The organism is Candidatus Nealsonbacteria bacterium DGGOD1a, from assembly GCA_022530585.1.
In the GTDB taxonomy this organism is placed as follows: Bacteria; Patescibacteriota; Minisyncoccia; order Minisyncoccales; family UBA5738; genus UBA5738.
Map to the genome: position 1 here is coordinate 1,008,875 of CP092821.1, position 12,964 is coordinate 1,021,838.

Genomic DNA, 12,964 nt, shown 5'->3' on the forward strand with positions numbered 1-12,964 from the left:
TTTATTCCGCCTTATCCGGCGATTTGGATTTTGTTTGTTTTTTTACCGCCAAACCGATAATCGCCAGCGCCGCCGCGAAAACCAAAAAGGCAATCAGCGCCGCCGCAATACCGAAATTGTTTTTTAATTTTTCCGTGGAAGAAGAAAGCGAAGCTTCCTGCCCAATCATAACCTTGTCGCCGATTTTCATAAACACCAAAATTTCGGATCGGGCTTCGATTTCGCCCGCGCTGTTGGTAATGGCCGCGTAAACTTCATGCTGGCCGTCATCCAAAGGTTTGTCCAGAATATAGTTCCAGCGCCCTTGCTCGTCGGTTTTAACCACCACGATCACCGGCGAAGAAAATATAAACAATGTAACATAGGAATTAGGCAAGCCCCAGCCTTTGAAACGAATGCCGGTTTTGCCGCCGGAAAGCGTTACCGTGCTTACCGGATCAATTTCATCAAAACGGTAAATATCGGTTTTTTTGGGAATCGATTCGCGCGGATCATGGTATTTGATATCGGTAAAATTATCCGATTTTAAAGGATCATAACCGTTGGCGACTTCGTCGCCGTCAAGAATGCCGTCGGCATCGGTGTCGGGATTAAGCGGATCGGCGCCCAGCAAAATCTCCTGCCCGTCGGTAAGGCCGTCGCCGTCGGTGTCTTTTCGCAGAACCGCCTGCTGTCTGATAATATCCTTTTCGCGGCTTGCCACCACGCTCTCAAAATCGTCAATTCTTTTAATAATATCGCTTTCGTTGCTTTTGCCTTTGACCGCGGCAAGAATCATCTCTTTTAATGAATTTTTTTCTTCCGTTTTTTGGGCAATCGCTTGCCGGATCGCGGCGATTTCCCGGTCGAGCCGAACCGATTGGCTTTTGTAATCTTCAAGTTTTTTATTTTTTTCATTCCGGATAACCGGCAAAATATCGTCGGGCAGCCGCGCGATTTCGTTTTGGATCAAAATTATTTGATCGTTTATCCGCTGTCTTTGGGCGATCTTATCGGCCAACAAATCGTCGAGCTGTTCGATCGCCTGCACCGCGGCGGCAATTTTGCGGATATTCTCTTCCATTGCGGAATCGCCCGCGGGCGAACCGGAATCAATAAAGCCGACGATTTGTTCCACTTCCCGGCTGATGGTTTTTTTATTTTCAACGATCGCCGTACCGCTTTGTTCTATATCCTGTTCAAGTTCATTTTTTTTAACTTCGTCAACCGGAACGGTAAAATTAATATCAATGAATATCTCGGTACTGCGATACTCATCGCCGGCGTGCCTGATAATCCGCGCGAAAAAAGCATAACTGCCATTGGGCAACGGATTGTTGGTTAAATCAATTTGATATTCCCAACCGCCGGCGGAAAATGTCCCATTGCCCAAATATATCGATCCGGAAAGCGAACCTCCCGAAGCATAGAACAAAACTTCTTTGGCGTCCGCGGTTTCAATCCGCAATTTAATCGCCGCCGAACCGGCAACCGCGGTGAGTTTGGCGTCTTTGGGCGGCAAAACCGCGGTTTCCACGATCGCGGATATCGTTTGTTCAACAACGGTCTGGTTGGCGTTTTGATTGTTTTCGGTCGGCGCGTTAACGCTTGGCGCCGCCGAAGTCGGCGATAACGGCAAGGCAGGCTCACTTGTTCCCGCAGGCGATGCGGACGGTTGAATCTCGGATGCCGCGCTATCCGTGCCTTCGGAAGGCGCCGCCGAAGTCGGCAATGACGGCAAGACGGGCTCACTTGTTCCCGCAGGCGATGCGGACGGTTGAATCTCAAATACCGCGCTATCCGTGTTTCCGGGAGAAACCGGAAGCGATTCATCGGGCGTTTCAATAATATCGCCGGTATTATCAACAATAATGACATCTCCGCTATCCGATCCCCAGCCTTCGCACGCGCTGCCAACGCACACCGCCGGCGGCGTTGTCGCATTCCCCACCGGCACTACCGCGGGTTTAACCAAATTCCCCAATTCAACCGTTTCAGGTTTTTCGGTATTGCCTAAAACCACGGTCTTGGGTTTTTCGGTATTGCCCAAAATTATAGTTTCAGGTTTTGACGCTTCATTCAAAACAATAAGCGCGGATTCGGCGGGATCCGAACTTTCCACGGCAATCGTTTCCTGCCCATCGGAATCAGCCGCCGCCACTGCCGCGGCGGCGGAAGTCACGGATTCCGCCGCGGCGGATTCGGAATCATTATTCGCCGCCGTCGCTTCATCCTGACTATCCAATATCGCGACCGCGGCGGCTTGGCTGTCGATTTGATCGCCGGAATTTTCCGCGCTCGCGACGCCAATATAACCGATATCGGTTATCACCGCCGCCGCGACATCTCCATTGTCGGAAGAAGATTGCGACTCGGTGTTTTCCGCGCCAACCGCCGGCGGCAAATTGCTCGCCGCGGGTTGTCCGTTGGGATTAACCGGGTTTGGCTGATTGTTTTCAGCGATATTCTCCGGCAACGGATTGCCGTCGGGCGCGGGGCCGGATGAAATTTGGTCAGCCGCGCTCTGCCGGGAAGACTCCAAAAGTTGACTCGTATAAACAACCGCCTCTTGGCCGCTCATTTTACTCACATCGCCCACGCCCGGAGAGGGATTCTCCGTGCTTGACCAAGGCCATACTTCGGGAAGATTGAGCACGGCATAAAGCTGTTGCTGCAATCCGCTGGTATCGGCATCGGGATCAAGCGCGAGCGCCGCGGCGATCAACGCGTTTATTCTTTCCGCTTCCTTTATCGCTTTCTCCCGTTCGCTCAATTCGCCGCCCTCGCCGGTCGAACCCGAATCGAGAAAACCGGAATCGCCGCCAAAAGAATCTTGGGCCCGAATGAAATCAATCGAACCGAATGTTTTAAAAAAAGAAAATCCGGCGGTCAACAACACCGCTAAAATTAAAATAGTCTGAAATTTCCCGGCGCGATTCAAAAATTTATTTTTAAAATCAAGCGGCATTTGAATTGTCGAATATATTTTTAATTATAACTTATTTCAAAGAAAACAAACAGAAAAATGACAAAAAATAATCCCTCGCCGGGAATGGCATTTCAAGGGTCTATCCCTCGTTAATACGAGGGTTAGTCCCTTGAAATTCACCTCGGATCCTTCTTACAAGGGTCTAACCCTTGTTGATTATCCCTCGGGGATACTCGGGACAGGCAACAGGGTATAGACTCTTAAATACAAAATCCCGGTAAAAAATTACAACATAATCCCTCGCCGGGAATGGCATTTTATTGCTCCCCCTTGCGCGCCCGCGCCGCGAACGCTCCGATAATAAACAGCGCGGCGGAAAGCGCGAGCGCAATCGCGATCGCGATCGCCAGGCTGAAATCGTTTTTTAACCTGCCGGTCGCCGAAACCTCCTCTTCCTGATCGGCAACCGCTCTGGCGACGGCATCGCCGTTTTTGGCAAACACCAATACTTCCGAGCGCGCTTCGATCCGGCCGGAACTGTCGGTCTGCGCCGCGTAGACGCTGTGCCGGCCGTCATCCAAAGGTTTGTCCAGAGTGTAGGTCCAGCGCCCTTGCTCGTCGGTTTTAACCACCACGATCACCGGCGAAGAAAAGATAAACAATGTAACATAGGAATTAGGCAAGCCCCAGCCTTTGAAACGAATGCCGGTTTTGCCGCCGGAAAGCGTTACCGTGCTTACCGGATCAATTTCATCAAAACGGTAAATATCGGTTTTCTTGGGCGCGGATGTTTGCGGGTCGTGGTATTTGATTGAAGCGAAATTATCGGGTTTCAGCGGGTCATAACCGTTGGCGACTTCGTCGCCGTCCAAAATGCCGTCGCCGTCGGTGTCGGGATTGAGCGGATCGGCGCCCAGCGCGATTTCCCGCTCGTCATACAGACCGTCGGCGTCGGTGTCTTTCAGCAACACCGCCTCGCTTTGCCGGATCGCGGCTTCTTGAAGAGAAATTTCGTTTTCAAAATCATCCAATACCTTTTGCGCGCGGCTTTCGTCGCCCCGCCCCTTAAACAATGCCCGAATCTCGCCGGCAAGCGCGTCCTTTTCTTTTTTCTTTTGGTCGATCGCGGCGTTGGTATCCGATATTTCGGATTCAAGCCGGCTTGCTTGATCTTGCAAATCGCCAAGTTCGCGCGTTTTGTCGCTTCTGATCAATTCAATGGCATTTTGCGGCAAATCCGCGATCTGGGTTTTAAGTTTTTCGATCCGGCCGTTCAAAGTTTGCAAACGGACGGTCTTGTCGGCCAGCGAGTCGTTGAGCCGGACGATTTCACCGACTGCCGCGGCGATCCGCCGGATGATTTCTTCGATTTTGATCTTGTCGCCGCCAAATTCCGCAACCGCTTTTTTGACCGTCTCGATTATCGCCTGCTCGACATTTTTCTTTCCGGCCGCGGTGACATCTTTGTTTTGAAAAAAAAGCCGGCCGAGATTATCGATGCCGACCCGGTCAACCGCCACGACAATATCAATGATNANNGGATTTTTTTCAGTGCGGAAAGCCGCGCCGTTCTGGTTAATCTGCGCCCAAAGCCGATAATCGCCGTTTGGCAAAGGACGGGTGTTGAGATCTATTTTGTATTTCCAAATACCGCCGGCATCGACAACCGCCGCGCCCAAATACAATGCCGCGGGCAGCGATCCGCCTTCAAGATAAAAATACACGCTGTCGGCGCCGGGAGCCGAAACCTGCAGATCGATCGAAGTCTGGTTTGCCGCGATCGCCAGCGGCAAGCCCGCCGGGCTGATGATTTGAAAATCCGCAGCCGACAACGGCAAAATCTGGTTTGCGGCAACATCGGTTCTTGCTCCCGCGGATTCCAACTGCGCGCCGTTGTTGCCGTTAGGCGCGCCGGAGCCGGTATAGACCGGCGAAGGAAAATAACTCTGGGCCGCGGAAGCGTTGGCATCGTTTCCGGCGCCGACGATTCCCAGCCCCAAAACATCGCCGGCCGCCGGAATGTCATCGCTTGAAACCGAATCCGCGCGGCGGGCGCAACCGCTCTCCGCGCACGGCGTCAGACCATTGGAAGATTGGACGAGTTGCGTTGATTGATTTGAATTTTCGTTCGTGTTTTCCGGAGAATTCCCCGAGTTGACCGCGGGCGAACCCCCGGTTCCCGGCGAACCAACCGTGCCGTTTGGCGTCCCGTTGTTGTTTGTATTTGTATTTGTTCCCTCATTTACATCCACATTGGCATTGGCACTTACATTTGTATTCACATTTGTATCGGCATTCACATTGGCGTTCCCCGTCACGCTTCCGGCAAGATCAAAGATGTCTCCGGACAATCGGTTTTCGTTGCCGCCGGCGCTGTGCGCCCGCAAATTCCCCGCGGCCTGCGCGAACTCCGGATTGGTTTCGGCGTATTTCTGCGCCTCGGGCGAAGCAAGATAATCATTCAACGCCTTGATGATCGCGCCAATATCCCCGCCGGCGGCCAAAGTTTTTTCAAAATCTTCTTTGAACCGGGCAACGCGTTGTTCCACCGATTCGCCGTCTCCCGCATCGCAAGTATCAACAGAAACTCGATGACCGTTGCTCCAATAAGTAATCACGCCGCAATCGGTAGGATCATAGCAGTTTCCCTGAACACAGCTGTTACAGTTATGCTGACTGCCATTTTCCCAAAAAGTATAAGGGCCGCAATCGGGATCGGGAATCCAAACATCCGCAGCATCCGCCGTTTCATTTTCGGCGGCGCGGATCATATCCGCGATACGGCTGTAAACGGCTTCCATATCCCTTTGGCCGACAACCGCTTCATACGAAGCAACCGCGGCGCGAAAATTTTGATTGATATCGGCATAATTCCGAACAATTTCCATATTGAGAAACAAACTTAATCCTGAAATTTGATTGGCCGGATACACGCCGGCCTCGAACAGCTTCGCCATATTAACCCGGAACCCGCCAATAACATCAATCAGAACATCTTTTTTAATCACATTTTTCAAATCCGCACTCCCCGGAGATGTTCCGTCCCATATCGTGCACACTTGCTCTCCTTTTAAATAATCGCAGGAATAAATTTCCGCCTTTGCCGTTCCCGGGGTTGTGAATAAAAAAAACAACAAGAAAGACAATATTGAAAAATTCGGCAATTTAAAATTCATCTGGATAAAAATTACAAGGCTGTTTGATTTATTATACATTATGGGTTTGTTGCCGCAGCCAACACAAACCGGCCGCAAAGCGGCCAGCTTGTGAATTTGGAAAAATTTTGCATTCTGTCTACGCGAGCGTTCCGGTGCGGTTTTGCTCCCCCTTGCGCGCCCGCGCCGCGAACGCTCCGATAATAAACAGCGCGGCGGAAAGCGCGAGCGCAATCGCGATCGCGATCGCCAGGCTGAAATCGTTTTTTAACCTGCCGGTCGCCGAAACCTCCTCTTCCTGATCGGCAACCGCTCTGGCGACGGCATCGCCGTTTTTGGCAAACACCAATACTTCCGAGCGCGCTTCGATCCGGCCGGAACTGTCGGTCTGCGCCGCGTAGACGCTGTGCCGGCCGTCATCCAAAGGTTTGTCCAGAGTGTAGGTCCAGCGCCCCTGATCGTCGGTTTTAACCACCACGATCACCGGCGAAGAAAAGATAAACAATGTAACATAGGAATTAGGCAAGCCCCAGCCTTTGAAACGAATGCCGGTTTTGCCGCCGGAAAGCGTTACCGTGCTTACCGGATCAATTTCATCAAAACGGTAAATATCGGTTTTTTTGGGCGCGGATGTTTGCGGGTCGTGGTATTTGATTGAAGCGAAATTATCGGGTTTCAGCGGGTCATAACCGTTGGCGACTTCGTCGCCGTCAAGAATGCCGTCGCCGTCGGTGTCGGGATTGAGCGGATCGGCGCCCAGCGCGATTTCCCGCTCGTCATACAAACCGTCGGCGTCGGTGTCTTTCAGCAACACCGCCTCGCTTTGCCGAATCGCGGCTTCTTGAAGAGAAATTTCGTTTTCAAAATCATCCAATACCTTTTGCGCGCGGCTTTCGTCGCCCCGCCCCTTAAACAATGCCCGAATCTCGCCGGCAAGCGCGTCCTTTTCTTTTTTCTTTTGGTCGATCGCGGCGTTGGTATCCGATATTTCGGATTCAAGCCGGCTTGCTTGATCTTGCAAATCGCCAAGTTCGCGCGTTTTGTCGCTTCTGATCAATTCAATGGCATTTTGCGGCAAATCCGCGATCTGGGTTTTAAGTTTTTCGATCCGGCCGTTCAAAGTTTGCAAACGGACGGTCTTGTCGGCCAGCGAGTCGTTGAGCCGGACGATTTCACCGACTGCCGCGGCGATCCGCCGGATGATTTCTTCGATTTTGATCTTGTCGCCGCCGAATTCCGCAACCGCTTTTTTGACCGTCTCGATTATCGCCTGCTCGACATTTTTCTTTCCGGCCGCGGTGACATCTTTGTTTTGAAAAAAAAGCCGGCCGAGATTATCGATGCCGACCCGGTCAACCGCCACGACAATATCAATGATTAACGGATTTTTTTCAGTGCGGAAAGCCGCGCCGTTCTGGTTGATCTGCGCCCAAAGCCGATAATCGCCGTTTGGCAAAGGACGGGTATTGAGATCTATTTTGTATTTCCAAATACCGCCGGCATCGACAACCGCCGCGCCCAAATACAATGCCGCGGGCAGCGATCCGCCTTCAAGATAAAAATACACGCTGTCGGCGCCGGGAGCCGAAACCTGCAGATCGATCGAAGTCTGGTTTGCCGCGATCGCCAGCGGCATGCCCGCCGGGCTGATGATTTGAAAATCCGCAGCCGACAACGGCAAAATCTGGTTTGCGGCAACATCGGTTCTTGCTCCCGCGGATTCCGACTGCGCGCCGCCGCTATCGTTAAGCGCGAAAGAACCGGCATAGACCGGCAAAGGAAAATAACTCTGGGTCGCGGAAGCGTTGGCATCGTTTCCGGCGCCAACGATTCCCAGCCCCAAAACATCGCCAACGGTTAAAATGCCATCGCTTGAAACCGAATCCGCGCGGCGGGCGCAACCGCTCCCCGCGCACGGCGTCAAACCATCGGAAGATTGGACAAGTTGCGTTGGTTGGTTTGAATTTTCGTTCGTGTTTTCCGGAAAATTTCCCGAGTTGGCCGCGGGCGAACCCCCGGTTCCCGGCGAACCAACCGTGCCGTTTGGCGTCCCGCTGTTGTTTGTATTTGTGTTTGTATTTGTGTTTGTATTTGTGTTTGTATTTGTGTTTGTGTTTGCGTTTGCGTTTGCGTTTGTTCCCTCATTCACATCCACATTGGCATTGGCACTTACATTTGTATTCACATTTGTATCGGCATTCACATTGACATTGACATTGGCATTTACATTCACATTGGTATTCCCCGTCACGCTTCCGGCAAGATCGGAAATATCTCCGGACAATCGGTTTTCGTTGCCGCCGGCGCTGTGCGCCCGCAAATTACCCGCGGCCTGCGCGAATTCCGGATTGGTTTCGGCGTATTTCTGCGCCTCGGGCGAAGCAAGATAATCATTCAACGCCTTGATGATCGCGCCGGTATCCTCGCCCGCGGCCAAAGCCGCCGCGAACTCCGCCTTGAACGCCGCGATCTTTAAAGCCACCTCGCTCCCCCCTCCTCCTCCGTCGCTGGTACCGTCAACGCTGATATCGACGCTACCGCCGCTTGAACCATCGCCAGCATCTCCAAATTGTGCACAAATGTTTTGGTTAGATACTAAAAAACCAAAAAATAATACAATGAAAAATAACGGCAAAATTAAAAAAGAAGAACAGTGTTTAAAATCAATAATTCTCATGATTTTTCCTGTAAAAAAGTAAATTATTTTATTATAACACAATTTAAAAACAAAAAACGGCCGATGCCGCTAATTATACATACAACCAATCTATAAAATAAATTTGGGAGGAGTTATAAGTCAACTCCTCCGAATTCCATTGTTTGATTCATTCTTTCAAATGAATCTGGATCGCCAAGAACATTTACCATAACATTCTTGGCAACTTTGATCGAAACATAATATCCCGGTTGGTTCAACCATGGATCTCGACTTACGAGATGTTTCACCGCTGGAAATTGCCCGGCAAAAAGAATATTAGTTACATTCACGGAGATATCCTTTCCGCCCGCAACTTCGACTAGTTTCTCCATGCACTGCTCATCAACTAAGACAGGATCATCTATTAACCGGTCATAGACTAATATCTCAACATCGCCAATAACTCGATTAACATCATCCCTAAAGATGACCGTCCTTGCATCGGCATTGCCTGTTATCTTATTCTTGGATGTGTAATGACCAAGGGAAGTCACTACCTCATCCCCGAGATCGAAACTTAGGTTGATAGGACCGTTTTCAAGCTTGATTTTATGAGTTTCTATCAATGGTCCTCTTTCGATGTTGCTATAGTCCACTGTTGTCGCAGAACACAACATTAGCATCACAAAGGGTAACATTACCCATACCAACTTCATAAACTTCATTTTCCCCACCTAATCCCGCGGTAATCTTTTTACTAAAACTTAGTGATTTAGTTTTTAAAGATCGCCGCTCTTTTTACTATTACTATAGTACACCATATACCCTGTTTCTGTCAAGCTTGACAATGATAATCGCTCACCGAGTATCTGTATTTTAAGGTCGTTCCTCGATGTAATCGTCGAGGTGCGACCTTGAAATAACTCTGGGTCGCGGAAGCGTTGGCATCGTTTCCGGCGCCAACGATTCCCAGCCCCAAAACATCGCCGGCCGCCGGAATGCCATTGTTTGAAACCGAATCCGCGCGGCGGGCGCAACCGCTCCCCACGCATGGCGTCAGACCATCGGAAGATTGGACGAGTTGCGTTGATTGATTTGAATCTTCGTTCGTGTTTTCCGGAGAATTCCCCAAGTTGGCCGCGGGCGAACCCCCGGTTCCCGGCGAACCAACCGTGCCGTTTGGCGTCCCGTTGTTGTTTGTATTTGTATTTGTGTTTGTCCCCTCATTCACATCCACATTGGCATTGGCACTTACATTTGTATTCGCATTTGTATCGGCATTCACATTGACATTGACATTGGCGTTCACATTCGTATTCACATTGGCATTCCCCGCCACGCTTCCGGCAAGATCAAAGATGTCTCCGGACAATCGGTTTTCGTTGCCGCCGGCGCTGTGCGCCCGCAAATTGCCCACGGCCTGCGCGAATTCCGGATTGGTTTCGGCGTATTTCTGCGCCTCGGGCGAAGCAAGATAATCATTCAACGCCTTGATGATCGCGCCGGTATCCTCGCCCGCGGCCAAAGCCGCCGCGAACTCCGCCTTGAACGCCGCGATCTTTAAAGCCACCTCGCTCCCTCCCCCTCCTCCGCCGGTGCCGTCAACGCCAACATCGGTGCTACCAGCCGATCCACCAACAGTATCACCCCCACCACCGCCAGCACCTATTTCTGCATTAACTCCTAAAATAACCAAAAATAATAATTGTAATAAAATTATAACTATTAAAAAATTTTTAAATTTATTTAATCCCATTTCTAATAATAAATTATTTTATTATAACATAAATTTAACCATCAACTATACAAGAATAAAAAACGGCCTTAAAGGCCAAAAAATAAAATCATTATCGTTTATTAAAAAAATTATTGAGAAGTTGTGTTCAACTTCTCAATTTCGGAAATGGTATTAAAAATCTGTTCACCCTCTGTAGCGTTCCTTGCCAATATCTCGAAAAGGTTGTTGCCTTCGAGAGGAACATCTATGACGATGCTCATCCCGTAGTCAAACGCCGCCACAGTTTTGATACCATTCCGCCCGTTAATTACCACAGCCTCCGTGGCAATAACTTTCCCTCCTTTTTTCTCCATATAGGAGGCAGCACTTGCCGCCCAGTCAATAGCGGCTACGCTATCAGATGGCCCAGCCTTCAATAATTTCACTTGTGTTACATCAGCCGACCCATCATTGTAAGTAATTTTATCTATCGCCTGCCATCCATCCACGCTAAGCATATTTTCTGGCATAGGGCAGGACTTATTGATTTCAATTTTTACCAGATACTCACCGTTTGTTAGCAAGCATCCATTCACTGGCATGCTCAAAGCAACAAAGCACGCCACCGATAGGAGCAGGAATGCTCCGTGATTCAATTGCATTCTACTATGCCTCCAGTAGCGCGGCTAAATTGATATTGATAAAGAGCAGCCGAGCTTGTAATTTATTACACACCTTTAACCATTTTTGTCAAGTTTAAGTATTGTAACCCCTCACTGGGGAGCAAATTTGTTGAGGTTTGACCTCGAGAATTTGTATTTTGAGGTCAATCCTTAACAAATTTGCGGTAAGGGCTGGCGCGAATTTGAAGGTCAAACCTCTCGCAAGCCGAGGATTGACCTTCAAATTCGCTATTTTTACTCCCCAGTAAGTGGTTACTGACAATGATAATCGCTCACCGAGTATCTGTATTTCAAGGTCGTTCCTCGATGTAATCGTCGAGGTGCGACCTTGAAATAACTCTGGCTCGCGGAAGCGTTGGCATCGTTTCCGGCGCCGACGATTCCCAGCCCCAAAACATCGCCGGCCGCCGGAATGTCATTGATCGTACAAAAACTTGACAAATCTTTAATTTAGATTATAAATTTTATTAAGGTGATTAATGTGATATATGAATTGTTCTTTTGGGCGGGGGCAATCGCGTTCGCCACATATGTAATAGCTGCTGTACAACCGTTATTGGCTGTAATCTTCATCAGATTACGCCATATTTTTTTATGAAAGGATCGGACCCTTTTGGAAAGTTCGTTCGTAAGGCACTAAAAGTTGATAGTAACGGTAAGTCAAATAACGGATTCTTATTCGTTTGCGACAAAAAATTTACCACCGGCAATATGAAAAAAGAAACAAAAAATTTAATAGATTTGCTCTTTAAGCATAATACTGAGCAGGGAGCAGAAAAGCAAAAATACGATGATAATGTGGCGTGCCTTTATGATGTCGCTTCTTATTTGGATAAGCACGGGATTCTTTCTCACAAGCAAATGTATTCGGTTCAACTTAATGGGCAAGATATTCCTCATTGTAATTTGGTTGCTTTCAAGCCATCTCGCTCGAAAAAATATATTATGCTTCAAGGGCATATTGATACAGTACCAGTGGGGGAAAAATATGGCTATAAGATTAAAGACGACAAATTGATTGGACGGGGTGCGGTTGATATGAAGGGTCCATTAGTGGGGATATTAGACGCTTTTATTAAGCTCTACAATCAAGATACTGAATACGCGCCGTATCTTTTAATTACTTGCGATGAAGAAGCAAATAATTTCAAAGGAATTAGAAATTATTTGGCTCGGCCTCATAAAAAGATCGCGTTCGCAATCAATGGTGAAGCGACGAATTTTAATTTTGCGACGAGAATGAAGGGGGTGTTGACTTTTGATATTTCAAAGAAGGGTGTAAAAGCAGGGCATAGTTCGTTGGCGAAAACGACTATAATCGAGAAAACAGCATATCTGATGAATTGTATCAGTCGGTTTGCGGATTTTGCGCGTTCTATTAAAAGAACCGGTTTCGGCGGAACAGTGTTTGCTTTCACGATGTTTCATTCTGGCGAAAAAGAAAATGTTATTCCGACTGAATTAAAACTTCATTTTCATTTAAGGATAGTTGAGGACGCAAAAGCATATTTGCCGACTTTTAAGACGATTGCGTCAGATGCTTTGAGAGGGTATACGACAAAAATTAACAGCATTGAACCTGTTTATATGCGTATGCCCGATGATGTTCGGGCGGCGATGAAAAAGGCTATTAAAATTAACGAAACGGCTTATCCTGCGTTGGCGGAGGCAACAGTAATGAATCAGGCAGGTATTCCGACGGTAATCTTTGGCCCCGGTGAAATGTCTCGCGCGCATAGAATTCCAAAAGAGGAACTCATAAAAATATCAGATATTGAAAAGTATTCGGAAACCATCCAAAAGTTTTTCAAATCATTTTAATATCAAAGTTCTTGGACAGCTTAAAGTCAAATATATCAAATC

Annotated in this window: 8 protein-coding genes; 1 reads left to right on the top strand and 7 read right to left on the bottom strand. The window is 48.7% G+C overall.

The features are described from left to right. Nucleotide 1: 1 nt before the first annotated feature. From L7H18_04995 to L7H18_05025, 7 genes are all read right to left on the bottom strand, one after another. Nucleotides 2-2,947, bottom strand: a complete 2,946-nt coding sequence (locus L7H18_04995; protein ID UMX47767.1) for an Ig-like domain-containing protein — start codon at nucleotides 2,945-2,947, stop codon at nucleotides 2-4. A 278-nt stretch (nucleotides 2,948-3,225) separates the two neighbouring features. Beyond that, nucleotides 3,226-6,123 carry an Ig-like domain-containing protein gene (locus L7H18_05000; GenBank protein UMX47768.1) on the bottom strand — a complete coding sequence of 966 codons (2,898 nt, stop codon included), beginning with the start codon at nucleotides 6,121-6,123 and terminating at the stop codon, nucleotides 3,226-3,228. 79 nt (nucleotides 6,124-6,202) lie between these two features. Then, nucleotides 6,203-8,740, bottom strand: a complete 2,538-nt coding sequence (locus L7H18_05005) for an Ig-like domain-containing protein (protein ID UMX47769.1) — start codon at nucleotides 8,738-8,740, stop codon at nucleotides 6,203-6,205. Nucleotides 8,741-8,853: 113 nt separating this feature from the next. Beyond that, nucleotides 8,854-9,417, bottom strand: a complete 564-nt coding sequence (locus L7H18_05010) for a hypothetical protein (protein ID UMX47770.1) — start codon at nucleotides 9,415-9,417, stop codon at nucleotides 8,854-8,856. A gap of 119 nt (nucleotides 9,418-9,536) precedes the next feature. Continuing rightward, nucleotides 9,537-10,397 carry a hypothetical protein gene (locus tag L7H18_05015; GenBank protein ID UMX47771.1) on the bottom strand — a complete coding sequence of 287 codons (861 nt, stop codon included), beginning with the start codon at nucleotides 10,395-10,397 and terminating at the stop codon, nucleotides 9,537-9,539. Between the two features lie 170 nt (nucleotides 10,398-10,567). After that, nucleotides 10,568-10,936, bottom strand: a complete 369-nt coding sequence (locus L7H18_05020) for a hypothetical protein (protein UMX47772.1) — start codon at nucleotides 10,934-10,936, stop codon at nucleotides 10,568-10,570. A gap of 417 nt (nucleotides 10,937-11,353) precedes the next feature. After that, nucleotides 11,354-11,542: a hypothetical protein gene (locus L7H18_05025; GenBank protein UMX47773.1), complete on the bottom strand. Its 189-nt coding sequence runs from the start codon at nucleotides 11,540-11,542 to the stop codon at nucleotides 11,354-11,356. A gap of 270 nt (nucleotides 11,543-11,812) precedes the next feature. Here L7H18_05025 and L7H18_05030 point away from each other — a divergent pair, with 270 nt between their 5' ends. Next, the gene (locus tag L7H18_05030) at nucleotides 11,813-12,922 is read left to right on the top strand and encodes a M20/M25/M40 family metallo-hydrolase (GenBank protein ID UMX47774.1); all 1,110 of its coding nucleotides are present in this window, start codon (nucleotides 11,813-11,815) and stop codon (nucleotides 12,920-12,922) included. Nucleotides 12,923-12,964: the final 42 nt, after the last annotated feature.

Coding starts and splice junctions, on each gene's coding strand:
- L7H18_05005 (UMX47769.1), bottom strand. CDS start 8,740: ATGAGAATTATTGATTTTAAACACTGTTCTTCTTTTTTAATTTTGCCG.
- L7H18_05010 (UMX47770.1), bottom strand. CDS start 9,417: ATGAAGTTGGTATGGGTAATGTTACCCTTTGTGATGCTAATGTTGTGT.
- L7H18_05020 (UMX47772.1), bottom strand. CDS start 10,936: ATGCTTAGCGTGGATGGATGGCAGGCGATAGATAAAATTACTTACAAT.
- L7H18_05030 (UMX47774.1), top strand. CDS start 11,813: ATGAAAAAAGAAACAAAAAATTTAATAGATTTGCTCTTTAAGCATAAT.
- L7H18_04995 (UMX47767.1), bottom strand. CDS start 2,947: ATGCCGCTTGATTTTAAAAATAAATTTTTGAATCGCGCCGGGAAATTT.